The sequence below is a fragment of the Burkholderia seminalis DSM 23518 genome (assembly GCF_902832885.1).
Lineage (GTDB): Bacteria > Pseudomonadota > Gammaproteobacteria > Burkholderiales > Burkholderiaceae > Burkholderia > Burkholderia seminalis.
Map to the genome: position 1 here is coordinate 56,381 of NZ_CADFDK010000021.1, position 23,848 is coordinate 80,228.

Sequence of the window (23,848 nt, forward strand, 5' to 3'; positions counted from 1 at the left end):
TCGCCATCCTTCGGGAGAATCGCCTCAACTTGGCATCTCGGGATACTATTTGCCATTACCATAACTAAGCCTTTCCAAATCGATCCGCCAAACAAACGAAAGAACCGCCGGCCGCGCTCGAAACACGAACGCTCGCGTCACTTTGGGAGGTTCTGGTACGCCATCTTCAAGATAATATCTCGATATTTCGGATATTTTTCCAGCAACTCGGCCTGAGTAAGAATTCTATAGTCAGCATCATCAAAGCCCGGCACAACAGCGCAACTGACGAGAGTGTAATCACCTGAATCAACCGACGCCCCGAAAATCCATCCTCCATGCATCACAGTCGAGAGTACCTCGCCATGTTCGACGTTAGGGCCGAGACGAACTGTCCCATATGCACCCTTCTCATCGATGAAGTGCATCGTCAGCGGATCGCCAGCGTGGTAGTACCAAATTTCATCGGATACCATTTGGTGAAAGTGTGACGGGCTGTCATGCGTCACCATGAAATATATTCCGCTGTAATTTTTCCTCTCAGTACCACTTGCCGTTTTTCGAAAAATATCCGAGCCAAAAACGTATCGAAAATACCCCCCTTCGGGGTGAGGTTCGAGACCCAGCTTCTCCTTCCAGAATTCGCTAGACTGCTGATTGCTGATGCTTTTCGTCTTCGACATTACGTTTCCTGCAGGTATCATGAAGCAATTTACAAAAACCGAAACGACAGTGACTCGTGCGACCACTGCCACCGACCCTCTACTAATAAATTTATTCTTTTTTGCAAACATACGATGTGGTGTTAGTTGAAATTTATACAACATCGTGAGACCGCGGGCGCCAGGGCCATAGTACCGCTGCTGATCCTACACGATGATATCGGCCTCGATTTTGGATCCTTTACCGCTTGGTCTTTCGACGATCTCTGCATCGATCAGCCGTCAGCAGATCGAAAGGGGTATTGGAGACTCCCACTGCGTTCTTTCGATTCGATTTATTGCGGTTTGAGAACTAGCCGGCGACTGATCGGCGTCTCTCGACCTGGTTCAGCCCAACAAAGTAACCGGGTTCCTGCAGGGCGCGCTGCAACGTCAGTCCGGCTCGATCTGTATCTGCTGGGCAGCTTGCTGGCGTCGCTGGCGCTGCGGCCGGTCATTCGTCTGCTCTGCCAACTCATGCTCACGCAGCGTTTCGATGGCGCTCGACTTATCTTGGTGACGTGATACGGCCGCCCGAGCAAGAATTGCGTCGGTCGTAAAAATCTGGAGGTCGTCAACGGCCCGCGTGAGGCCGACATAGAAGCTGCGGTCACCGAAAATACGACGCACCGTCATCGCGACGTCAGACTGGCGCCGAGCATCTTCCGGATCACGCTCCATTTTGTGTGCGGGGATATGCAGCATGGCTTGCTCGCGGGTTGCGCCCTGGCCCGCGTGGACCGTCGCCGCATAGGCATGATCCCAATGGCGCTGCGCGTCTAGATCCCAGGGAATTTCCTTGCCATCCGCCAGCCGTAGGACCGCCTGGTTCTCGTGGACAGAAACGACGGTCGCCTCGTGGCCATTCTTGACGAGCTCGTCGCCGCGGGTAAAGCGAATGACGTCACGCGCGGCAAGACTCCTCGTTTCCGAGAGATACACCTCCACCCGGTTGTACTTCTTCGGCTCCCACTCCATTAGAGAGCCGTCGGACTTCCGGAGAACGACGATACCCTCGTCGGGTCGAGTACCCTCAACGCGCATGTATTCGCCGCGGGACGCGAGAATTTTCTGATAGTCCCGACCAAACCGGACGGTCATATCCCTGGTGTAATACTGCGCCTCCTTCTGCTTCGCCCGGGTCATGTCTCCGTCGGACCGGAGGATGGTGTGCTCCGAGTCGTTGACATCCAGCTCGCCGTGCGCCTGCAGTTCAGCCCGAACCGCATTGTTGATCTCGACGCGATCCTCGTTAAACGGTGTGATGATGATGGTCTGATTTCTTCGCGGTCCCCGGTCGACGTACTGGCGCGCCATCAGGTCGATCAGGTCTTGCGGATTGTCGTGTTCTGTCACGCGCCCAGCTTGCTCGAGGAAGTCAAAGGCGCGAGCGTTGCGAGCGAGGTTCAGGTCGGTGAGGGGCTCATCTACCGCAAGGTCGGCTGTGCCCACGGTGATCGCGACTGCCTGCTGCAGCTCGGGATTCTTCTGGCGCTGGATCTGGGTCATCTGAGCGGTGGCCACGCCCTCGTCCTGCAGGATCTCAAACGGTTTACCTGCTTCGATGGCCTGCAGCTGGAGGCGGTCTCCGAGGAGAATGACCTTCGCATCTGCTCGTTCCGCCATCTTAAATAGGCGCGCCATTTGCCGTTGGGCGAGGAATGACGACTCGTCGACAAGCCAGAGCTCGCGCTCCCGCGACAAGTCCGGTACATACTCGCGCAGCAGCTTCAGATCATCCTGGCGCCGCTGCTCATGGATCTCGAACATCGTCACCGTATCGGCCTTGATACCCGAATCGTTCTCGAGCTGCTTGGCAGCCTGGCCGGTAGCCGCCATCCCTCGGACGAGCCAGCCCTGCTCGTGCGCGACCTGGACGGTTCCCTTGACCATCGTGGTTTTTCCCACGCCGGCGAGACCCTGAACCGTGACGATCCGGTCTTTGCTAGTCAGTGCATGCTCGATCGCACCTCGCTGGCCTGGGGTGTAGTCGAAGGTGGGATCGTTCCGCTCCACGCGCGCGGCGGCGATGGCCTGTTCGATCCTGGACCGGACCAGTTCGGCTGGCGCTATCGCCGGCGTCGCGTCTCGCTGCGCGAGCGCATTTTCGACCGTCCAGCGCTCCGTGTTGAGCATCTTCTCGGTGGTGATGTTGCCGTCCGGAAGGTCGACAATCTTGCCCTGATCGACCAGCTTCTTGTACGCATCGAGAATCTGATTTGGAGACGTTCGCCCGACCGCGTGCTCCAGCGCGGTTTTGACCAGGTCATATTGGTTCAGCACGATTTCGCGCTCACCAAGGTGAGACGCTGCAAACCGCAAGGCCTCGATACCGGACAACTTGACGACCCGTGCATCCGTTCCCGCTTCCCGCGCCTCGCGTGCTTTCTGCTGGATGACGCTGTAGTCGAGGTCGACTGTCTGTGCGCGCTCACGCCATTGAACTGACAAGGCGTCATGGTCGACACCAACCTTCCGTTCACGGGTGGCCAACACCGCGCGCTCCTTCTCCGCCGGCGTCGCGCTCGTCGGATCGATCCCATTTGCACGCAGCCATCGGTCGCGCGCGGCGGAACGCTGGCTGAAGTGCTCGATCTGCTCTCGGGTGATGCCGACCAACTCAAAGTTTCCGTTCTTGTCCGGCGAAGTAATGGCATAGCCACGCTTCTGCAATTCGCGTGCGAGCGAAGAAGTGTAGACGGCGCCGATCACCTTCTGCTGCACGTACAGCTCATCATTGGTCAGCGATCGCCATTCGCCGTCTGAGCGCTGGGTGGCGTTCATGATCAGCGCATGAGTATGGGTGTCGGGGTCGAGGTCGCGGCTCGTATTGTGGCGAAAGAGGGCGGCTACAACGTTGCCGGTCGGTTCGACAAGCGTCTCGCCATCGACCGTTTTGCGTGCCTGCGCGACATACGCCTCGACGTACTTGAGCGCCTCCTTGACGGCTTCTTCATGGGCGAGACGGACGTCGCGATCTTCGAAAACTTCGGCAGCGATACTGACGCTCTTCGGTGCCGAAAAGGTCAAGTCTATCCCAGGCCGATGTACAACTTCGGGCTCGCCATTCTCGTCCAGGACGACTCGACCAAGCTGCTGGTCTCCGACCCGTCCAGACAGCAGCTTGAAAAACACATTGCGATCGACTTGCCCGTTCAGACCGAGGGTGGCCGTACCCTTGCCGAACCAGGCGGAATGCTCGAGCCCCTGATCGGTGGTGTAGTAGTTATCCTTCGAAAAATAGTGGAGTGCCTGGCCGGCGCTGCCGACATTGTGCATGCTCATCATCGCGCGTCACCCCAACAAGTCACCGAGACCGGCGCGGCCGGTCGGCCGTTGGCCGGCACCCGGTTCGCGGGGAGTCGACGCACCGTGAACCTCGCCGGTGTCGCCGTCCACGACTTCACCCGTCGCCAGCACAACCAGATTCGAAGTGGCCGGGTCCGATTCAGCGCCGGTCGACGTGGCCGCAACGTCATCCGCACGGGACGCCGCAGCTGCCGGCATTTTGTTCGCGGCAGACGAGCCTGCGGATGGCACCGATTGCTCCGCGGACGAAGACGTCGCAGTCGCGTCGGTTGGCGCGGGTGACGGGGATGGTGCAGTTTCTGCCGGCGCCGCGGAACCGGGTGCGGGCGGCGACAGCGCCGCGTGGCCACCGGGTGCGGCGTGTGCAGTAAGCCACGTGTCAAAAGTCCGACGGGGAATGAACGGTGTGGCAATTTCGGGCCGATGCGTATATTTGTATCTCACCCGTGCGACGGGGTAATCGCTGGGTGTAACCAGATAGCCCTCCATGTCGGGCAGACGTAAGATCTCGGAAGAGAGGACAAGATCCCGAAGGTTACGGCGCGCGAAGACACTCATACCGTCGCGACGCTCATCGATCCCGAGATTGAGACTTTCCTCTTTCTCGTCCAGATCAGCCTGCCCGATCGCGTTGGCCAACGCCTTGGCGGCGTCACCGTCGGTCACGCGCAACAGGAGCTTGGTCTGACATCCGGAGATGATCGTGCGCGCAAGGTGCTCGCCATAGATCAAGAAGAGTAGCGAGAAATCCTGGATGCCGATCACAAAGCAACCGCCAAACTTGCGAATGTTCGTCACGGCGAGCTTCATGATCTCCAGTTTCTGCAGCGTAGGGAGCTCGTCGTAGAAATACCAGAGGCGTTCGCGATGAATCGGCTTGAGCGCAAGAAGCGAGCGGATTGCGATGTCACACCAGAGGCTGATTAGCGGAAGTAGGGCGGTTTTCTGCTCTTCGTTGACGGTAATGAACAGCCAGGAATCGTCGTCTTCGTCCTCATTCTGAATCCACTCGCGGATCGAAAACGGTTCACCTTCGTCATGCAGGTAGCGGAAGCAATCAAGCTGGTTCTGCACGGTCATCTTGAGGCTCATGCCCGTACGCTCAGTGATCGGATCAACGTAAGTGGCGGCAGACTCGTTCGCGAGGATGGCGTGTAATTCGTCCAGATTGCTGTGGGCGATGGCCTTGTACAGCGCGGCGTTGGTTCGCTTGTTGTCGTCACCGAGCGCACGGACCGCGCCCTTGAAGACCATGCGCCCGGCGATGGCGAAGAACGGATCCGGAACGTTCGGCGGAATCGGGATAAGCCCCTCTGCCAGCCCGTCGTAATGGATTTCACCCTGGATTTCGCGCCACACGTTCCAGTTGGGACTGCGCGCATCGAGCGGATTCAGGATGATGTCCTTGCCTTCCCGAAAAAAGGTAGCCGTGAACTCGCCCGACGGGTCATAGACGATCGCTCGCTTTTTGTTGGCGCGGACCTGCTCCATCAGCGCGAAAAACTGCTGAGACTTGCCGCTACCCTGGGCACCGGCGAAGAGCGTACCGAGCACTTCGGCCTTCTTGCGCATCGGCACGCCGGCGATGCGGTACGGGCTGGCGTCGTCTCGGCTTTCCAGTTCCTTGACCAGTGCTTTCGGTTTGACGAGCCTTGCACCGCGAACCTGCTTCTCGGCGAGTTTTCCGCGACCGTACTCCATCCAGAACAGGACGGAAAGAAACGTCACGGCTATAGCGGTAAGAACAGCGTACAGGGCGGCATTTCGCGCATAGACGAAAAACTCTTCGGCGGCATCGTCGGTAAATGACAGCGCGGCGGCTGGCGGCAATTCCGTGTCGTTGCTGCCGAAGTGGAACGAGACGTTCGGATTGGCCATGGGCACGACGGTGAGGATTTCAGCCTCGACGTGCTTGGCCGCCAAATAGCGCGTTTCGGCCGACGTGACGAAATACAGGTATGCGCCGCCGGCCAGCGCGCCGACGAGAATGCCCGCGATGACCACCGCCACGACCGCGCTGGTGAGGAGTTTTGCCTGCTGCCACCAGAGGGCGGTTCCCCGAGAAAAAGTCGCAAAACCGTTGGGCGAGCGTTGATCAGCCATTGCTCTCTCCCAGCAGTTTCTTGGTGGCGGCCTCGGCACGATCCTGTGCCTGATGTAGGAACTGGATGTTCCTGTCGCTGACGATTGTCGTCAGCACCTCGCGACAGAGATAGATCGCTCGAACAAGATCGGTTGGAAGCAGATGGGAAGAATTCCCACCGGCATGTGCGGCTTGGCCGTTCGCCGCTTGTGCGGAAATCGGTATAGCGGAGAGCAGCGCGTTCAGCCGCTTTTCAATCTGTTCGACGTTATCGTTCACGATCCCGCGAACGAGGATTTGACGACAAAACTCCGCTACCGGAACGCCAGCCTCGTTTGCCTTTCTGCGATAGAACTCGTTGGTGGGTCTATCGAAACGAAGGGTGATACGCTCGGATTTGCCTTTGCTGGCGTGACTTGATCGTGGCATGTGCGCCTCAGCATACACATCGCCCCATTTTTCCCCGACCGACCTTCTAAAGAGGTCAGCTAATCAAATAGTTACGTCATTATAGTGGATGTAAATGGTTTTCGGTGTCTGCCGCGTATGCATCCGGATTCGGTGCGCGATTGACAGCGACTTCTCTTTTATATTCATCGGCTTATCCTATCGATAGCGTTTCGGTGTCTGACAATGTGGACTCCGATGTTTCCAAAATGCCCGCCATTTAGACACCTTTTCGTTACGGCGATGGCGAGATCTTCGCAGACATGCGACGTTTGGCTGCCACGTTCCAGCCTTATGCAGCAAGGTATTGCGCGATTTGAGATGTGCTTCGGTGGCAGCGCGTATGCGTTTCGGTGTCTGCCAGTGTAGAGCCTTGCTCAGCAAGGCTCTACACACCCGCAACGGAGTTGCGTGGTGTGTGACCGTCTGGTCGGGGGGTGGGGCTTGCCCCACGGGTCGCCCCCCCGGACGGACGGTATCTGGATGGTGATGCCCGGACGGGTCGGGGTATCACCGGTTTTTCAGCAGGCGTCGCGATCGGCATCGCAGCCAGCAAGAGCGAGGATTTCGTTCCATTGAGGCGTTCGCCTGGTTGAGTCATAGACGCGATTTGCAGGATTTCCTTGGCACGAGGGACGGACGAGAAAAGCAGAAACGGTAGGCGAGCGTCGATCCGTTCAGCACAGGGAAAAAACGGAATAGGAAGGATGATCGGAGGCAGGGAGTGGGCTGGGAGAAATTCGGAGCGACGAGGGTGGTTATGCCACGCAGGTTTTCCACATATCCACGGGTCCGGACCGACGTCGCGATGCATCAACATCGCAAGAGCGTCGGCCGCGCGCCGTTTTCCACAACGGTGTTGGTTGTGGGAAACGGGAGAAGCGCGGGGACCAGTGGGTATGTGGGAAACCTGCCGGCGTGCGCAGATTTCGGTCGTGGATAGATGGGCGCCGAGCAATAGCCAGAGAGAAAACGCTGTGAGCACGGTTGGTTTGCCGGTTTTCGGCGGGCGCGACTTTGCGGCCGCCGAACTGAGACTGCGCAATGCATGCATTGGGCACTGGAGGGGTGGTCCGCGCGGGGCGGCGCCCGCGGAGGCGGGCGGGTGCCGTCCCGCGCGGCGACAGCTGCACAAGCACGGCGGCGTCGACTAAATGCGCGAGGCGGTTGAGGCGGCGGCCGCGACGTTGGCGGCCGCCGCGCTCGAGCTGCGCAATGCGTGCATTGCGTCTGGGTGGATGGTCCGCGCCGGGCGGCGGCCGCGGAATGGCGCGGGCGACGCCCGGCCCGGCGACAGCATGAAAGTTGCGATGCCGGGGCTCGGCGAGCTGGTTGGACGGGCCGGCGGCCGCGACGGTGGCGGCCGCCGTGCTCGAGCTGCGCAATGCGAGCATTGCGCTCTGGCTAGGTGGTCCGCGCGGGGCGGCGGCCGCGCGAAATCGGGGGTGACGCCCCGCGCGGCGACAGCAGGAAAAATGCGGGTGCGCCGGATCAGCGCTCCGAGCGGTTGCGTCGGCGGCAACGACGGTGCCGGCCGCTGCGCGCGAGTCGCGCAGCGGGCAATTGCGCCGCGACGGATGAGGCGCGGGGCAGCGGTGCGACACCGGGGTATCAGGCCCCAGTCCTTTCCGTTGCGCGGCCGAATTCCGTTACACTTCGCGGCAAGGGGGAGGGGCAAAATGGAGTGATAGAGGCCATGACAGCAGATGCAGGGAAGACAGCGCGCAAGCCGCGATCGATCGAAGACGAGATCGCGAGGACGGCGGCGAAGCTGAAAAAGCTGCAGGACCAACAGCGCGAGATGATCCGCAGGGAACGCGAGCGGAATCACAAGGCGGTGCTCGAGCTGCTGCGCGCGGAAGGGCTCGACGAGATCCCGGCGGAACAGTGGAAAGAGCGGCTCGAGGCGGTAAAAGTCGCACTCGCGAAACCGGGTGAGACCCCGGTGCCGGCGAAACCCGCCCAGGGCGTGCCGCCAGCCGCTGTCGCCGACGGCGCGTCGGTGTGATAGTTGGGGCAATCCGGCGACGCGCGAAGTATGCGCGGAGCGGGATTGCCCCGATTCATTTGCGCAGCGCGCAAACAGGCTAACGCATTGGTCGCGGGCTGGCGGGTGGTCGCGGCGTAGCGGCGAGCGCCCGCCAGCCCGCGACGCCGCGCAAAAATCCCGGCTCAGGCGTGCTCGTGTACAGGCGTCGTTACGGTCAAAGTGAGGCCGAGCGCGCGCACCACACGCAGGATCGTCGCGAATTCCGGGTTGCCGTGCTCGTCCAGCGCTTTGTAGAGGCTTTCGCGGCCAACGCCCGCATCGCGGGCAATCTGCGTCATGCCGCGCGCACGCGCCACAGTGCCGATGGCTTCCTGAATGTCGGCAGAATCGCCCGTCTCGAACGAAACCCGCAGATATTCGGCCTGCGCCTCGGGTGTGTCGAGGTATTCGGCCGCGTCGAACGGCGTTGTCTTGATACCCATGTCAATCTCCCAATTGCGCCGAAAGCGCGATAGCGCGCTCAATGTCGCGCTGCTGCGTTGACTTGTCGCCACCGCATAGCAGGACGACGAGCGTTGAGCCTCGTTGGACAAAGTAGACGCGATAGCCGGGGCCGACGTGCACGCGCATTTCGCTCACCCCGGCACCCACCGATTTCACGTCTCCGTACTGGCCGCGTGCGAGACGTTGGATTCGCTTGGCGATCTGCGCGCGCGCGATGTGGTCGCGTAGGCCGCGCAACCATTTCGCGAAATCGTCTGTCTGCTCGATTCTCATACCGTATATGGTATCCCATAGGATACACAAATTCAAGGTGCATTCTGGCTACCGGCCGAACGGCCCAGCGACGCGATCCGTGCCCGTCGATGCGGGCACAGTTCTCATGCGACGCGCTCGACTTCTACAAACTGCGAGCCAAAGAGAGATTCCGCACGGGTCCAAGCCTCTTCGTAACTGCCTGCGTCGATGATCTCGACGTCGAATCCAGTCTCTGTCCTGTAGGTGATCGCCCATTGCATCGGCATGTCATGCTCCTTCGAAGTTGCCCGCCGGAGCGGGCACGGTTGCCTTACACACGTTGGTACGCTTCGACGTGAGTATCCCGGACGCGTTCGAACCGACCGTCATTGATTGCCCACTGAAGGACGCCCCGGACGTCGAGCCAGTTTGCGATAGTCATCTGCTGGCTGACAGCGTTCCGGATTTCCGCCCATGTAACCGGAGTCTCGCCAATCGTCGCGTCGAGGATGGCGAGACACCGGTGCTGTTCGTTTACATTCATCGCGTTTCCTTGGAAGGTGGCGACCTATGCGAACGCGCCGTCGTAAGCGGCGCGCTGCGCGGTCGAAAGTTGCGCGGCGTCGATCTGCGTTTCGCGCTTGAAAATCATCAGAGCGTACGGCTCGGCCAGAATGCGGGCCTCGCGACACAGAATCGGGTCGCCGTCTCTGCTCGGCCGACGCGAGCGCCAAATGTTGATAGCTCGCTCAAGCTCCTCGATGCGCAGAATCGTTGCAGTATTCATCGTCTGCTCTCCTGTAGCTGGCGTGGGTGGTCAGTGCGTCTCGTGCTCGTTGCACGAGCACTCGCTCGCATACTCGCCACACTCCGGGCAGTGGTTTTCGACGTAGCCGCCGTCGTATTTGCGCGCTGCCTGCGCCAACGCGAGCGGCACGGCGTCGCGCGGGGTATCGGGCGTGGCGATCAGATGGTCATCGGCCGTTGCGACCACGTGGCCGTAATCAATGGAGCGATAGCGTTTCATCGTCGTTCTCCTGTAGCGGGAGGGTTGTTAGGCGGGCAGTGCGTTGCGCAGCACGTCTGCGTCAAGGAAGGCGCCGTGCTTCACTTCGAAAACCGGCGCGAACTTGTCGAACTTGATGACGCGCGCTTTCTTGTAGACAGCCAAAATCGCTTCCGCTTCGGCCTTCGTGAAACCCTTGTCCATCACGAACTGGATGAATTTTTGCGTGGCGTTCATCGTTCTTCCCCTTCGTTCAGCGGTGGGAAGCCGCGCAGTTCTGGCGGCACGTCATTAGGCGTGTAGTACGACCGTGCCGCAGCGGCCTTGTGAGTGGCGGGCGAGGCACTCAGTGGGCAGATCGCAAGGGGGCCAGCAGCATACTTGCGTTCGACGGCGAGCATTGCCGCGACATGGCTCTCGCCTTGTACGTGGTCAATCAGATGGCCCATGCTGTATACGGCGAAGTCCGCCATCGGTTTCTCCGTGAATCGAAAGCGCGTCGCAGCGGACGCGCACGCTGTTAGTGAACAATGCCGAGCGCTTCTCGCACGATGCGCTGTGCGCTCGCTGCGCCGAACTTCTCGCCGTGGGAAAAACCGCGCTTGTAGACTGCAATGGCGGCGTTGATCTGCTCGGCGGTCCAGCCGGACGGCAGCGTAAACAGCATGTCGCCGTCTACTTCGTGAACCGAAATATGCCGCCAGATTCCGCTTTCGTGCGAGATCGCGAAATGGTCCTCGGTGATACCTTCAATCATCAGTTCATCAGTCTCGTAGCTCATCGTGAGTCTCCGGGTTATTGCCAAACCGGCGACCACGCACCGGTTGCTTGGCGAAAAAGGGTGATGCGCTTCGCGGTGCCGTCGATCACGGTTTCGAGCCGCACGGCGCGCGCGTCGTCATCAGGGCGAATCCAGCGATGCAGGACACGAATCGAGGCGTCTATGGGGCAACCAAACCAGTGCGCGGCCGTCGCACGCAAGCGGCTTTTCGATTGCCGGATGCCTGCCTGGCGGTGAGCCTCGGGGGGTGCGGGGGGAACGCCCGCGCGTGTGTGGGTGGTTCGGTCGGGGGTGGTTGCGCTCACGATTTCGTCCTTTTGTGTCGGGTTGTGGATCTGCCATTGGGAGCCGCCTCGACGCGGGTTTAGCGCGGGCTCGCACGGGTGCAAGGGCGCGCCCGGAGGCCGCATGCGGAGCGCAGGCGTAGCCGAGCACCGAACGGGCGAGGACGTGGGCGAAGCGAAGCGCAGCCTTTACCCTTGCGCCCGTGCGAGCCCGCGCTATGCGTCGAAAAGGGGCGGCTCCCAATGGCAGATCCACGCGCTTAACCCGGCGCAAAAGGATGGAGCGCAACCACACGGTTTCCCCGGCCGAGCCACCCACACGGCGCGGGGCGGTTCTGCCCCGCGCCCTCTCGGCCGGCATAGCCGGCCGCTGTACCGGCAGTTCGCCCGCGAGGAGCGGGCGCGTATCCCGCGAGCAAGCGAAGCGCGCAGCGCCGGGACGGCGCGAAGACGTCAGGGATTGAAGCCCGTCAGGGGCGAGACTCGCGCAGCGAGGCTCGACGCGCAGCGCGAAAGCCCGGCCCGAAGCGAAGCGGAGGGAGACGCCCGAGCCTCGGAAGGGGAGCGCCATGGGAGGATAAAAACGACGGTGAGCCTATACGGGAAGAATGGTGAGCATTTGCGGGAGTCCCGTCGCAGTGTCGCGCCGAGACTCCCGCCTCAATCACGCCTCGACCTGCTCGACCTGCTCAACCTGCTCGGTCTGCTCGGTCTGCTCGATGTGCGCGGCGTCGGCTTCATCGGACTGGTCGTCGTCAGCCGAGTCTTGTTCAGGGTCGTCGTCCTGCTCTCGCCGCAACTGCCAGAGGGTGTCGGTACGGACCTCGGCCAACGCAAGGTGTTCGGGCAACCAACCGGTCCCGGCCGTGAGGCGCTCGGCTTCGGCGGCGGCATCGGCCTTCTTGAGCTTGGCGAGACGCATGCCCTCTGCGGGAGAAACGGCGGCGGCCACCACGTCGACAATACGTGCCTTCGACACGTGATCGAAGTAGCTGGCGCGGGTCGGCTTCCACTCGTCGGCCATATTCAGGCCGAGCGCGGGAATCAGGCCGTTGATCGCATGTGGCCGCTCGTCAACGGCGACGCTGTCGAGGCTGGCCGCGACGTACTGCGCGAGGATGAGCATGAGCCGCTCGTCGGTCTGCGCGACGCACCAGTCGAACAGGGCGGCGCTGTCGTCAGGGATGAGACCGGCCCACGCTGACCGTTGCTCGCTATGGAGGCGGTAAGCGAGATCGTCAGCCAGCTCGGACGCGCCGCGCTCGACGGTACCGGTCTTGTCGTGCCACTGGATGGAGACCGCACTGGCGGCGGACCCGGCAGCGTATTCGGAGACGAGGAAGCGATGGACGAGTGCAGCGAGTGCGACGTGCGGCTGGCGCGCAAGCGCCATGCCGATGGCGGCGGTGCGCCGGGCATTCAGTCGCTGCGTGAGCGTAGCGGAATGCGGGCCTTTTTTGATCGGTGCGGGTGCTGGCGTGGGACTACGCACCGTTGGGCCGTCGCCGTCCGGGTCATGCGAGTCGTCATCCGAGTCATCGTCGGAATAGTTGGCCACCGTGCTGATCGCCCCCGGTTTCTTGACCCAGCCGCGCAGCACGGAGAGGACACCGCCTTGCTCGATCGTGACGATTGCGCCAGCGCCAGCCATCTGGAACGGGGTGTAGACGGACAACGATTCCTCGATCTCGGCATAGCGCTGCGACAGGGCGGTTTCTTCGTTACACAGACGCTCGTAGGTTTCTTCGTCGATGTCGTCTGCCTCCTGTTGTTCGGTGATGGCGGCAACGCGTGCGTCGATCGCGTCCATCTCCTGCTGCTGCTCAATGGCCGCGGGGACATCGGTAGGTGCGATCTTCGCGAACCGGGAACGAATGTTGTAGTCGATGGAGATCATCGGTTCGACCCACTCCCACCCTTCGTTAAGCACGTCCTCGGCAACGGTGCGAAGCTGCTCCAAGGCGACACGCTCCATCAACGCCTGATCGGAGTACCATGCCGTGCCGGTGTCCGAGAACAGATCGCGACGGACGACACCTCCAGCGGCCTCGAATGCATCGATGCCGACATAGAGTGCGACGCGGCTGTTCTGAAAGTCGCGCTCCCCCGCGACAAGTTTGCGACGAATCGCCGAAGCGGGACGTTCGTGCGGCTGCGCGTCGAACCACGCGCGCTCTTGTTCGTCATGACTGTCGGAGAGAGCGAGGGCCATCATTTGGTCTGCACCAATCTCGTCGTCGCGGAACAACTCGACCAGCTTAGGGGAGACGCGGGCGAGCTTCAGGCGACGATGCACGGTCTGCTCGCTGACGCCATAGATTTCCGCGACATCGGCCACAGTGCGGCCCGCGTCGACCAGCACACGATAGGCGTCGCATGCGTCGGCCGGATGCATCGGTTCGCGCATTTCGTTTTCGACCGTCGACATCAGCACGGCGTCCTCCACCGACGCGATGAGACAGCGCACCGGATGATCGGCCGGGATGTAATCGTGTTCCATCAGGTAGACGAGCGCGAGGCGACGGCGCTCGCCCGCCGCGACGCCGTACGTCTGAGCTTTCTTGGGGCTAACCTTCATAGCGTGGACGACGAGGTTTTGCAGCAGCCCGCCGGTGTGCCAAATGTTCAGGGCGAGTTCCTTGATGCCCGTGCGCGGCACGCGCCGCACGTTGTAGGGGGATGCGACGAGCCGTTTGAGGGGAATGTCTCGCACGTCGTCTGCCTGGCGGTGAGCCTCGGGGGGTGCGGGGGGAACGCCCGCGTCGTTGGCGAGGGCCGGGATTTCGGTGGTCACTGCGTTCATATAGCCTCCATTGCGTCGGGGTGAAAAATTGCTGCCATTGGGAGCCGCCTCGACGCATGGGAAGCGCTTGCGGGGAGGCGTTGCTGGGGCGCGGGCAAGGCCGCAGCGGTGCGAACCCGCAGGGGGCGCACCGACCGGGCGCAGCACGCGGCGTAGCGCACCCTTGCAACGCCGGGACGCAGCGCTATGCGTCGGGATGAGGCGGCCCCGATGGCAGGCGATTCGCCGACAGCTGGAGGTGGAACGCAGGGGCGGTTACCGAAAGCCGGACGTCGCCGGCGCCGGGCCGCTCGCACGGCCCGAGCGCGAACTCCGCGCACGCGTGCGTGCGCGGCTGGCGGGGCGGCCAGCGCCGGGGCCGGACGCCGGCGGCGGCCGAGCCCCAGGAGCGGACAGCCCGTGTACTCGGCGCGTGAAAGCGGGCAGCTTGCATGCCGGGCGTAGCCAGGCGGGCAAGGTGCCGCGCGCCGGCTGGCGAAGGGGAACGGTGTGCACTCGCATCGAGGCGCTGGGGCCTGCAATCGCCGCCCACAGTGGCCGCTCGATGCGGCCGCGGTGGGCTCGCCGGGGACTGGGTGGAACGTAGCGTGGTACATCGCCAGGCGCCCGTGTTCCATCGGCCGCCCGGGCCCGCAGGGCCGGGCGAGTCGTGGAACATGGTTGAGTGGTGATCGTCGCCGGCACCAGGCGCGCGCCGGCGGACGCGCGTCACCTCGCGGTGGCACCGCGGCCGAGAACAACACCGGCGTCGAAGGCGGCCGCGAGCGCGTCGCGGATGCACCACACCGCGCAATCGTGAAAGTCCAGCCGATCGCTATGGCGTGTTTCGAGCGTGTCGATATGCAGATGCACGCGGGCGATTGCGAAAAGCAACATTTCGATTTCGTTTTTCGTCATGGGAGCCTCGTATACCGCCGGCTGCCGGCAACGCCGGCGCCGGCGGATGAATTTATCGCCGGGCGGACTGGCCGGCCTGGAACGCTTCCAGCATCGCGTAGCGCAGCGAAGCGGGCAGGACTTCGATTTCCGTGTCGGAGTCCCATACGTGCGAGATCTCCTCGCCGAAGGCGTTTGCCGCGATCGCGGCCAAAATTGCGTCAATCAAATATCGGGGCATGTCGTTCTCCAGGTGCGCCGGCCGCGGCGAGCGGCCGGCGCTCGTGTGGTCAGGAAAGCTGCACTGCGCCGCAGTTTTCGGCCAGGCAGAAGGCGAAATACCAGTTGCGGTAAAGCTCGGCGAGCATGGGATCGTAGTCGGCGTCGATCGCACCAATGAACCGGCGGAAATCGTCGGCCAACTTGGCGGAGATCCGCGACCCAATCGTTCCCGATGTGATCGAGAAATCGATCAGTTCCTTAAATGGGCCGTCCTTTGCTGCGATCGCGCCGTTCGTATGGCAGGCTCGCGCGGCGCCAATCGAGATCGCCGGGTAATCGGCGAGCTCGGCCAGGCGCTCGCGGAAAATGTCGTGCATCACGTAGGTGCCGACGCTGAATTCGAACGAATTCCGGTAGTGGTAGATACGTGCCATGTCCAGGTCGCTGGCGCGGTGCGGGAACCGCGGCGCAGCGTCGAGCCGGACACAGAACAGGTCGGCGGCGTCGCCGTTTTCGTTCGTGCGGGGATGGTCAAGCTGCTCAAGACCGGAATAGGCGGAAACGATCAGTCGCATGGTGAATGTCCTCTGTTCGGATCTTAGGCGGCGGCCTGGGCCGGTGCCGACAGGCGCGACTTGGCGGCCGCGTAGTAGGTGGCGTCCAGTTCGATGCCGATGTACCGGCGGCCCAGCTCGCGCGCGGCAACACACGTCGAGCCCGACCCGGCGAACGGATCCAGTACGACGTCGCCAGGCTGCGTAAAGGCGGAAATGAGTGTGCGCAGCGCGGAGACTGGTTTTTCGGTCGGGTGGTGGCGATTGCCGCTGTACGGAAACGGCATGACGTCGGCGATCGGCGCCGCCGGCGCCGCGGGCCGCCCCTTGGCAAGCAGGTAGGCCGATTCGTGCTGGTACTTCACCAGGCCGGCCTTGGACGCGTAGGACTTCGTGAAGACGAAGTGGCCGGCCACGCGAAAGCCGGCCGCCTTCCAGGCATCGAAAAACAGGTCGACCTTGTTCCAGCCGTAAAACGAAATGCATACCGCGTCGCGCTTGAGCACGCGGAACATTTCGGCGAACGCCGGCGCCAGCCAGTCGCCGTTTACGTCGTTCGCGATCGAGCGCCCGCTCCGATCGCGGAAATTGACGAGATAGGGCGGGTCCGTGACGATGCAGTCGACGGATTCAGGGGCGAGTTTGGGCATGGCGACCAGGCAGTCGCCGTTGTACAAATAGCTCACGGTCAGCTCCACAGAGTTGAGAAGGGGGCAGCCGGAGCGATGCGGCTCGCAAACCGTGCTACCCGGAGCTGGCGAGCGCCCGCCGGAGAATGGGGGGCAAGGGGACCGTGGAATACCGGAGTGCGCTACGCGCGCGAGGATATGCCGCGAAAGCCCCTTGCAGGAGCAGGGCGCCGTGCGACACTCGTCGCGCACGGCGCAATGATCCGGCCGCCAGGCTACGGCGGGCGAACGTGGGCTCCGGGTTCAAAGGTCGACTGCAGGGGTTGTGCGAAGGGCTCGGATAGAGAGTGGGCACCGGCCACGCGAGGGGCGTTGCGTCACGGACATGAGCGCCGCGGCGGTCGCAGATCGCCGGGCGCGATCGCGATTTCCGTGTCGCGGCCGCGCAGCGGCCGCCGCGCGAATTTGGGAACCGTGGAGATGATTCGGCCGGCGGTGCCGGCATCCGAAGAGCGTCAGCTGCTGCGCCTCGAGGCGCCCGACGTCGATGGAGCGACCTAGCTCTGGCCGCCTCGTAGGAACGCTCCGAGCTGCTGGCGCTGATAGCCGATACCGCCGGTCGTTTCCTGCACGAGCACTCGGCCCGATACATGCCCGAGTTCGACCTGACGCGTAAGCGCTGCCTCCATCACGCGGCGATAGCTTTGACCGCCGGCGAACAAGACACGATGCGCCGTCGCCGGCCAGGTGCCTTCCATGAACCGATCGAGCTCGCCGAGCATCGTCTCGGCCCGGGCCAGGGTCATGAGCTGGTCGTACGGCTCGATGACCAGGCCCGGCTCGATAAATCCATGCAGCGCGGACAGGATCATCACGGCAGGCGGCGTCTGAGGTTGCACGTTCGCGCGATACGTTCCGTACATCACGCCGTGATACATGTCGATCGCCGGCATGGGGCTCGCAAGCTTCGTCGCCGAACACGCCATGACGACCAACGTCGTGGCGTGCTGATTCACGGGAGTCATCGGCGTCTGCATCATGCCGCGAACTCAAAGATCGTCTGTGCACCATCCGTCGTGGCCTTGTGCCCCCAAGCCTGTCGAGCATCGTCGGGCAGTTGGCCGAAGCGCACGCTGCGCGCGGCGAGCTGCTCGACATCGTGCCCGAGATTCAGGCCGAGCCGGTCTTTGAAGTCGGTGCGACGGGCAACCTCGTCGTGCTTCAGCTGCTGCTTATGAGAGAGTGTGAGCGCACCGTAGTTCAGGTACCACCGATAGCCGGTCGTGATCCCGCCAGGATGGAAGCCGCGGTCGTGCATCGCAGCCAAGCGATCCGCCTCGAACTGCAGGATCATCTCGGCCGACTCTACGTCGACGTCGAAGCGCGGGCCGGTGGGGACGCGCCACGTGCTCTTGCCGTCACCCAGATCCAGAATAGTGGGCGCGCACGGCGAGCGCTCGGTCAACGCCTCCATCAGGGGATCTCGAAACCCTGTCCACTGATCCGCCGTATCGTCCCACTCGTTGCCCACCTGCAGGAAGAGCGGCTCCGGCATCGGCGCCGGCGGCGCTGGTGCGATCTCCGGCACCCGATAGCTCACGCCACGCTCGCAGATGTCACGGTAGTCGGCCCAGATCGCGAACGGCGCGGCGAGCCCCTGCAGGGACTGCATCGCGTCGACCGCGATCATCATCGGCAGCGGCAAGGTCTGAAACTTCGGCCGCGTCCCGGCACGCCGAGCCCGAATGCGCTCGTCGCGATCGATCGTGAGCATGTACCGAACGAGTTCCCGGACAGTCGCCGCACCGAACGTGTCAGGCTCCACGCAGACATAGCCTGCGCGGATGGTCCTGCCGACCCAATTGCGGCGCGACCAGTCGTATCGGATCGCCCGGATAAACCGATTCAGCTGCTGCAGGCCGACCGCGTAGGCATATCTGTCCTGGTCGAAGCGGATCATCTCGGCAAGCGAACGATCATCGGCTTGCTGGCAGGTCCAGCAGCCGGTGCGCGCGTCGCAATTTCCGCGGCGCACACGCTTGCCGGCGGACGCCTCTTCGAACGTGAGATCGGACACGATCGCGCAGCTGCTGTTGCCCGCATGCGCGTAGATCCGCTTCGTCTCTTCGAAGTCCGTGTAGGTCGGGCGCAGACCGGACGAGACTTCGCCGATAAACTCCCAGACGTCTTCCGTTGACCAGTCGGCGATGGGGCAGATGGTGAGTTCGCCGTCGCTGTTGCGGACCGGCGTATCGGCACGATCGCCGCGCGCGGTCATCTTCGCCTTGCGCCGCTCACTTTCGGCGAGGCGGGTGCCGAGCACGACAACCGGCTCGGCGTAGCCGGCCTTCCGTGCCTCACGATACAACTGATTGCGGCCGACCCGGCTCGGCTCGATCTTCAGCGAGATCGAGCAGTCCGAATTCGTGCCAGCGTAGCTCGGCAAGGCGCGGCCGGTGAGGATCGACAACTGCCAGGACGTTGCGAGCGACGGCGCGACAACCAACACGCGAACGTCGATGCCGTGCGCCTGACCGAAGGCGTCCATCTTCGCGAGCTCGCGATGAGCGTGCTCAACCATCTCGGGCGACTCGACGAGCGTGTCGGCCGTGATCACGCACACGAGCGGCCGCCCGCCAGCTGCAGCATGCCGGTGGGCCGCCTCGAGCGCGAGGCTCGTCACGACACCACTATCCTTGCCCGCGCTGAACTGGCAGATGACCATCCGGTTGGCGACGAAGAGCGCTCCCAGCGCGTCGATCGCGCGTTCCACGCGCTGACCGAGGGTGGGGCGCACGTCGGCGTCCAGAATCATTTCGACCGTTTGCATAGCGCTAGACATCCGCGGTTAGTGGGTGTCGCGACGCACAAACAGTCGTGCAGCAGTGAGCGACCGGGGAAATCCATGCGCGTCGGTGGTTTCCGCGAGCATCGCGTCGACGTCCATCTGAACGTTGGATCCCGATCGACGGCTTCCGGTCCGATGCACGCCGAAGATCTCGAGCACCTGCAGCTGGCCGGCGCGGTATGCGTCAACCGTCATCGCCGAGCGAACGTCCGGTGCCAGAAAGTCTGCGTACCGCACCGCGAGGCGCTCAATTGCACGAGCTATCGCTTGATCGCTGAACTGCCTCGACAGGATGATGCGGTCCGCAGCGAGGTGAACTGTCAGCCGGCCGGCCGACGTCAGCATGAAATGCTCGACCCGCTTGACCTTGCCGCCGTCGACTACACGGGTGGCCTGCAGCGGCAACACGAGCCGAGCCACCTGCAGGTCGCGCGGGCCGTCCGTCCAATCGACCATCAGGTGTGAGCCGCTCCCCGTCTTCGTGACGGCGATCGCAAACGACGTCGTGGGAAATGCCTCCCCGAGAATCGTCTGTACCAGCTGAGCCGTTTCGATAAGGTTGAGCGTATCCGCGATGACCTTCGGCGGCGTCGCGTCGACGGAGCTGGTGTGGGCACGCACAGAGTCGGTGGAGCGGGAGAAGTTGTTTCCGGTGGCAAGCATCATGATCGACCTCGATAGAAATGGAACACGACAACGTTCGGAGAGGCGCCGACGGAGGTCGCCGGCGCTTCGGGATTAGCTGTTACGGGTGCGCAGCGCGTCGGCGAGAACCCAAAGCGCGCGGTTCAACTTGACGTCTTGGTCGATGCCGGTGACCGCCCGCGTGCGAGTGCGGCGGCCAGTCGCGGTTCGGCCGGGTTGCCCACCTCGAACCAGGGATTCCTGCACGCGGTTGAAGGTCGTCCACAAGTCGTTACCGGTATCGTCCGTGCGGCGCGGACGCAGTACCTGCTGCTCCGTGATCGGCGCGGGCGCGGTCGTGGTGTCGTAGCGATAGGCGAGAGCGGCCCGCGCAAAGGCGTGCTGCTCGTGCTCATCGAGCTGCACTTCAGCCATCCCTTCCTTGACCTCGCGGATCAAGTCGAAGCCGTCGAGTACGTCGTACGCGCCCGCGACGACGTCGTCGACTACGTTGCCCTTGTGCGGAACGCGCACGTCGTGCGTCGTGTCGCCGAGCACGAGGCCGTTTTCGCAAACGAAGCGGAAGTAGCCCCCGAGCATCTGATAGCTACTCGACCCATCGTGGGAATTGAGGAGAATGATTTCCGGCGAGTCGGATTGCGTGACCTGCGTGGCATGGCGCAGTCGCAGCATGTGCTTCGCGTGCTCGCGCTTGCCGTTGTCGCGCACGCGCGTCTGGCAGACCATGAAGGGCTGGAACCCTTCGTCACGCAGCTTCGTCAGGATGTCGATCGTCGGGATATACGTATAACGCTCCGACCGGGAGTTGTGCTTGTCGGCCGCGAAGATCGACGGTGCGACCTGCCGGATTTGGTCGTCATCGAGCGGCGTGCGCGAACGAAGGGTCGCGGCGGTGCGGCTAAACGTGGTTGCGAGTTTCATGGCTTTCTCCGTTGAAAATTCAGTTGCGAGGTAGAGGGATTTCGACGGTGTCCGTCAACACCAGACGACGTGTTCGTAACCGACAGTGCGTCGGTAGTAGTTGCGTCCATCCCATGGCGTGTACGTGTATTCCATGTACGCACACTGAAGGACTACTATCCAATGGTGCAGGCGGTTCGTTTCCATCTAGACCTCCGTTCGAAGGTGGTTTGCATTGCAGGCCGCCCGGGCCCCAAGATTCGGAGCTCCCCTCGTAGGGGTACGTGCCGGTGATGCCTTGACTTCTGCAGAACTGCTGCCGCCAGTCCCCTGAGTTCGTCGTCCCGCGACTAAAGGAGCCTGCCGGCGGGCGTGTTCAAGGGCGGTCGCAAAGCCGCATGCGGAGCGCAGCCCGAAGGGCGAGCACCGAACGGGTGCCGCGGCCGGCGAAGCGCACCCTTGAATGCGAACGACGGTGGGCTACGGTCGCGTTTGGGACGACGAGCTCGGGGGCTGGCGGTACGCGAAAAGTTGAGACAGCACCGGCTCGCCGCGCGGCGAGCGCCTAATCGGGGCGGAGCCCCGGCTGTATAGGGGGTGTCGGGTTTGCGTCAGGGATTGAAGCCCGAAGGGGGCGAGACTCGCGCGCGAGGCTCGACGCGCAGCGCGAAAGCCCGGCCCGGAGCGAAGCGGAGGGAGACGCACAGGGTCTGCCGCTAACCCCGCGCGAATGCGTTGGGAACCGCGCGGACCGGGGCAGAAAGCATGTGGATACGTAAGGCAGCAAGAGCTAACCGCATGGCGAGCGCCACCTCCCGCGACCCCAAGGCCGCGGGACTGGAGAGGCAGGTCCGCGTGTCGCGGCATCAACGCGACACGCGGTTGCGCTATGCTTGGGCGTGATCGTGTGAAATCAGAGACGAGTCGATGCTCATTCGTGAACAGGGACGCCTCATCAAGGTGCTGCGCGTCGAACCTCCCACACAGCCCCCAACCAGGGGGCGCCGGCGCGAATACGTGCTCGGCACATTTCGCGCCGACGGGCCGATACCGGCCCAGCTGCTCGAAGCGTTGAGCCGCGACGAGCGCAAAGTACTCGCGCACTGGCTCGAGGTCTACCGAGAAAGCCAGCGGCGCACGGATGCACGCACGACGCTGGCCACCGCACCCACACACCTCGAGTCGCTCGTCAGCGCACTCGAGGTGGCTGCCGACACATTGTCGGCCGCTGAGGCGGATCAGATGTGGGTGCAGTTGCAGGCGATCGCGCGAACGCTGAAGCGTGCCGGCCATCCGCGGCCGCGCGCGCCGCGCAGGCCGCCGGCGCCACTGCCCGGACAGCAAGACTTCTTCAACGAATGCGACGAGTTCGAGCAGTTTGCCGAAGAGTGAGTACGCTTCCCTCGAGGACAACCAGCATGCATCCACACCGTATCGTCAAAGACACAGGCCACACGCGGATCCCGACACGACCTGCCAACGATCAGGACGGCCAGCGCTCGACGTGGCTCCGCTGGTGTCTACGCGTGCTCCGTACCTTCAGAGCACCATCCAAGGTCCATTGAGAGGCTTGAAGAGAGATCACCATGTCGAACCGACGCGTGCCTTCATCACGTCGACACCAGCCGTCCGCGCACGCGAAGCGCGCCCGGACATTGTTGCTGCCGATGCCCCGGCAGAAAGCAGAGGAGCTCGCATTGCAGTATCACGCAGCATTCCAGGCGCTGCGCATGGGCCGCGGCTCGGCGCACGGATTGGCGGTTCTACTGCAGCTGGTTGTGCTCGCAGGCTTCGTCGACGAAGCCCGCAAGCAGGAGTTGCGCATGGAGGTCCTGGTGGCCACCGAGCGCGGTATCAACGCCGCGCTCGAGCAGGGCAAGGCTTGCGGCAAGTGGGTACTGGACCCGCAAACGGACGAACTCGTCGCCGCGCTGATCGGGTGGCACGATGGTCAGCTGCACGTGGCGCCGCTGGCGGTGTTCGCCGAAGCGCTCGAGCGGCTTGAGCGGATGCGTGGCGGCCGATCGTACGATCGGCCGCCAGCACGCCGCAGCGGGACAGCATCCAGGCTCGGTTGAGCTCCCCTGAATCGGCGCGCCAGCGGCCGAATATTGCGAATCGCTCACACCCCTGATATACAGACAGTATCTGGGCCGGCAGCGGCTGCTATGCGGAGCGGGGAGCAGAATGGACTATCTGATTCGAGTGGATGGCTTTCGCGATCGCGATGCCTTGACACAGCCAATGTACGAGCTTGCCGACAAGCACGCGGACCTGGTCCGCGCACCACGGAGTCGAGGATGATCACCGCGCCGATGCTCGAGCAGCGCGACACGATGGTCGCGCTCGGGTGGTCCGTGGTGAGCGACTACGGGTATTCGCATCGCAGCGGCTGGACGATCGGTGTCTGCCGTGTACGTGACAAGTGGGTCGTCGAGCTATGGGATGGAACTTCTCTCCATGCCAAAGTCGACTCCCCGGTGGCGGCCGCCCGGCTTCATCGGGAACTCGTCGCTGAAGCGGACAACACTCCCGGCGATTTCGACGGACAACGCGAGATGTCAAGCTGATCGGCTGGAGGGCTCGGCGGCGGCCGGGCCCGGCACGTCAATCTCCGTCGTATGTGAGATCGTGCCACCGTTGTGCGGTGCCGCCACCTGACCCGAGCTGGCCACGCGGAAACTGCTTGACGGCTATCGCATGCAGCGCGCGGTCGTCGCGCGCGGGATCGCCGCAACTGCGCCGCACCTTCAGATCGCGAACGCGACCTTCGTCGTCGAGCCAAACTCGCACCAGGACATTCCGGCGACTCTCGGTCGAACGCGGAACTGCTCGAGACAGCATGCGATCGATCAGCGACATAGGCATCCTCTTCACTGGTGGGCCTGGCTGGACTTGAACCAGCGACCAATCGATTATGAGTCGACTGCTCTAACCGGCTGAGCTACAGGCCCGAATACATGGTCGGAGTGGCAGGATTTGAGCGCGACCCTTGGTCCCAAACCAGACGCGCTACCAGGCTGCGCTACACTCCGAGCCGCGACTGTGCCGTG

Annotated in this window: 27 protein-coding genes and 2 tRNA genes; 4 read left to right on the top strand and 25 right to left on the bottom strand. The window is 63.0% G+C overall.

Going from position 1 to position 23,848, the window contains the following annotated elements:
• Window positions 1-137: 137 nt before the first annotated feature.
• The 4 genes from HWX00_RS34345 to HWX00_RS34360 form a co-directional block, all read right to left on the bottom strand.
• On the bottom strand, window positions 138-662 hold the full coding sequence (locus tag HWX00_RS34345) for a cupin domain-containing protein (protein WP_058904079.1): 525 nt from the start codon (window positions 660-662) through the stop codon (window positions 138-140).
• A 411-nt stretch (window positions 663-1,073) separates the two neighbouring features.
• Window positions 1,074-3,968 (bottom strand): MobF family relaxase, encoded by a 2,895-nt coding sequence (gene mobF / locus HWX00_RS34350; RefSeq protein WP_175028042.1) that lies wholly within the window; start codon window positions 3,966-3,968, stop codon window positions 1,074-1,076.
• A 6-nt stretch (window positions 3,969-3,974) separates the two neighbouring features.
• A complete protein-coding gene (locus HWX00_RS34355) occupies window positions 3,975-6,092 on the bottom strand; it encodes a type IV secretion system DNA-binding domain-containing protein (RefSeq protein WP_175028041.1) in 2,118 nt (705 codons plus the stop codon).
• The gene (locus tag HWX00_RS34360) at window positions 6,085-6,501 is read right to left on the bottom strand and encodes a hypothetical protein (protein ID WP_175028040.1); all 417 of its coding nucleotides are present in this window, start codon (window positions 6,499-6,501) and stop codon (window positions 6,085-6,087) included. Before HWX00_RS34360 ends, HWX00_RS34355 begins: the two co-directional genes overlap by 8 nt.
• Window positions 6,502-8,215: 1,714 nt before the next feature.
• Between HWX00_RS34360 and HWX00_RS34365 the strand changes: the two genes are divergently transcribed.
• Window positions 8,216-8,527 carry a hypothetical protein gene (locus tag HWX00_RS34365; RefSeq protein WP_175028039.1) on the top strand — a complete coding sequence of 104 codons (312 nt, stop codon included), beginning with the start codon at window positions 8,216-8,218 and terminating at the stop codon, window positions 8,525-8,527.
• A gap of 164 nt (window positions 8,528-8,691) precedes the next feature.
• Here the strand turns inward: HWX00_RS34365 and HWX00_RS34370 are convergent, their stop codons facing one another.
• From HWX00_RS34370 to HWX00_RS34455, 18 genes are all read right to left on the bottom strand, one after another.
• The gene (locus HWX00_RS34370; RefSeq protein WP_011695198.1) at window positions 8,692-8,991 is read right to left on the bottom strand and encodes an addiction module antidote protein; all 300 of its coding nucleotides are present in this window, start codon (window positions 8,989-8,991) and stop codon (window positions 8,692-8,694) included.
• 1 nt (window position 8,992) lies between these two features.
• Window positions 8,993-9,286, bottom strand: coding sequence for a type II toxin-antitoxin system RelE/ParE family toxin (locus HWX00_RS34375; protein WP_053526869.1), 294 nt, complete (start codon window positions 9,284-9,286; stop codon window positions 8,993-8,995).
• A 104-nt stretch (window positions 9,287-9,390) separates the two neighbouring features.
• The gene (locus HWX00_RS34380; RefSeq protein WP_175028038.1) at window positions 9,391-9,534 is read right to left on the bottom strand and encodes a hypothetical protein; all 144 of its coding nucleotides are present in this window, start codon (window positions 9,532-9,534) and stop codon (window positions 9,391-9,393) included.
• 281 nt (window positions 9,535-9,815) lie between these two features.
• The gene (locus HWX00_RS34385) at window positions 9,816-10,034 is read right to left on the bottom strand and encodes a DUF3717 domain-containing protein (RefSeq protein ID WP_175028037.1); all 219 of its coding nucleotides are present in this window, start codon (window positions 10,032-10,034) and stop codon (window positions 9,816-9,818) included.
• A 30-nt stretch (window positions 10,035-10,064) separates the two neighbouring features.
• Window positions 10,065-10,274 carry a hypothetical protein gene (locus HWX00_RS34390; protein WP_175028036.1) on the bottom strand — a complete coding sequence of 70 codons (210 nt, stop codon included), beginning with the start codon at window positions 10,272-10,274 and terminating at the stop codon, window positions 10,065-10,067.
• A gap of 27 nt (window positions 10,275-10,301) precedes the next feature.
• Window positions 10,302-10,490, bottom strand: coding sequence for a hypothetical protein (locus HWX00_RS34395; protein ID WP_175028035.1), 189 nt, complete (start codon window positions 10,488-10,490; stop codon window positions 10,302-10,304).
• Window positions 10,487-10,726 carry a hypothetical protein gene (locus tag HWX00_RS34400; RefSeq protein ID WP_175028034.1) on the bottom strand — a complete coding sequence of 80 codons (240 nt, stop codon included), beginning with the start codon at window positions 10,724-10,726 and terminating at the stop codon, window positions 10,487-10,489. Before HWX00_RS34400 ends, HWX00_RS34395 begins: the two co-directional genes overlap by 4 nt.
• Window positions 10,727-10,773: 47 nt before the next feature.
• Complete coding sequence (locus HWX00_RS34405) at window positions 10,774-11,034, bottom strand: hypothetical protein (protein WP_175028033.1); 261 nt, start codon at window positions 11,032-11,034, stop codon at window positions 10,774-10,776.
• 14 nt (window positions 11,035-11,048) lie between these two features.
• Window positions 11,049-11,339 carry a hypothetical protein gene (locus tag HWX00_RS34410; RefSeq protein WP_226194329.1) on the bottom strand — a complete coding sequence of 97 codons (291 nt, stop codon included), beginning with the start codon at window positions 11,337-11,339 and terminating at the stop codon, window positions 11,049-11,051.
• Between the two features lie 643 nt (window positions 11,340-11,982).
• Window positions 11,983-14,121, bottom strand: a complete 2,139-nt coding sequence (locus HWX00_RS34415; protein WP_175028031.1) for a ParB/RepB/Spo0J family partition protein — start codon at window positions 14,119-14,121, stop codon at window positions 11,983-11,985.
• 708 nt (window positions 14,122-14,829) lie between these two features.
• Entirely contained in the window at window positions 14,830-15,018 is a 189-nt protein-coding gene (locus HWX00_RS34420; protein WP_175028030.1) for a DUF6900 domain-containing protein, read from the bottom strand.
• A 52-nt stretch (window positions 15,019-15,070) separates the two neighbouring features.
• A complete protein-coding gene (locus HWX00_RS34425; RefSeq protein WP_171026892.1) occupies window positions 15,071-15,238 on the bottom strand; it encodes a hypothetical protein in 168 nt (55 codons plus the stop codon).
• 49 nt (window positions 15,239-15,287) lie between these two features.
• Window positions 15,288-15,794 carry a hypothetical protein gene (locus tag HWX00_RS34430; protein WP_175028029.1) on the bottom strand — a complete coding sequence of 169 codons (507 nt, stop codon included), beginning with the start codon at window positions 15,792-15,794 and terminating at the stop codon, window positions 15,288-15,290.
• Window positions 15,795-15,817: 23 nt separating this feature from the next.
• Window positions 15,818-16,459, bottom strand: a complete 642-nt coding sequence (locus tag HWX00_RS34435) for a DNA methyltransferase (RefSeq protein WP_175028028.1) — start codon at window positions 16,457-16,459, stop codon at window positions 15,818-15,820.
• Between the two features lie 500 nt (window positions 16,460-16,959).
• A complete protein-coding gene (locus tag HWX00_RS34440) occupies window positions 16,960-17,442 on the bottom strand; it encodes a DUF6884 domain-containing protein (protein WP_226194330.1) in 483 nt (160 codons plus the stop codon).
• Window positions 17,439-19,232 (bottom strand): phosphoadenosine phosphosulfate reductase domain-containing protein, encoded by a 1,794-nt coding sequence (locus HWX00_RS34445; RefSeq protein ID WP_175028027.1) that lies wholly within the window; start codon window positions 19,230-19,232, stop codon window positions 17,439-17,441. The genes HWX00_RS34440 and HWX00_RS34445 overlap by 4 nt, the downstream gene beginning before the upstream one ends.
• An 18-nt stretch (window positions 19,233-19,250) precedes the next feature.
• Window positions 19,251-19,916, bottom strand: coding sequence for an LPD29 domain-containing protein (locus HWX00_RS34450; protein ID WP_175028026.1), 666 nt, complete (start codon window positions 19,914-19,916; stop codon window positions 19,251-19,253).
• A 72-nt stretch (window positions 19,917-19,988) separates the two neighbouring features.
• On the bottom strand, window positions 19,989-20,816 hold the full coding sequence (locus HWX00_RS34455; protein ID WP_175028025.1) for a DUF932 domain-containing protein: 828 nt from the start codon (window positions 20,814-20,816) through the stop codon (window positions 19,989-19,991).
• A gap of 906 nt (window positions 20,817-21,722) precedes the next feature.
• Here HWX00_RS34455 and HWX00_RS34460 point away from each other — a divergent pair.
• The 3 genes from HWX00_RS34460 to HWX00_RS34470 all read left to right on the top strand — a co-directional run bounded on the left by HWX00_RS34460 (window position 21,723) and on the right by HWX00_RS34470 (window position 23,365).
• Window positions 21,723-22,187, top strand: coding sequence for a hypothetical protein (locus HWX00_RS34460; protein WP_175028024.1), 465 nt, complete (start codon window positions 21,723-21,725; stop codon window positions 22,185-22,187).
• 194 nt (window positions 22,188-22,381) lie between these two features.
• Window positions 22,382-22,873 (top strand): hypothetical protein, encoded by a 492-nt coding sequence (locus HWX00_RS34465; RefSeq protein ID WP_175028023.1) that lies wholly within the window; start codon window positions 22,382-22,384, stop codon window positions 22,871-22,873.
• A gap of 222 nt (window positions 22,874-23,095) precedes the next feature.
• Window positions 23,096-23,365 carry a hypothetical protein gene (locus tag HWX00_RS34470; protein WP_175028022.1) on the top strand — a complete coding sequence of 90 codons (270 nt, stop codon included), beginning with the start codon at window positions 23,096-23,098 and terminating at the stop codon, window positions 23,363-23,365.
• Window positions 23,366-23,402: 37 nt separating this feature from the next.
• On the opposite strand, the gene HWX00_RS34475 is transcribed toward HWX00_RS34470, so the two are convergent.
• The 3 genes from HWX00_RS34475 to HWX00_RS34485 all read right to left on the bottom strand — a co-directional run bounded on the left by HWX00_RS34475 (window position 23,403) and on the right by HWX00_RS34485 (window position 23,830).
• Window positions 23,403-23,657: an energy transducer TonB family protein gene (locus HWX00_RS34475; RefSeq protein WP_175028021.1), complete on the bottom strand. Its 255-nt coding sequence runs from the start codon at window positions 23,655-23,657 to the stop codon at window positions 23,403-23,405.
• 15 nt (window positions 23,658-23,672) lie between these two features.
• Window positions 23,673-23,749 (bottom strand) — tRNA-Ile (locus HWX00_RS34480).
• 7 nt (window positions 23,750-23,756) lie between these two features.
• A tRNA-Pro gene (locus HWX00_RS34485) sits at window positions 23,757-23,830 on the bottom strand.
• Window positions 23,831-23,848 lie beyond the last annotated feature (18 nt).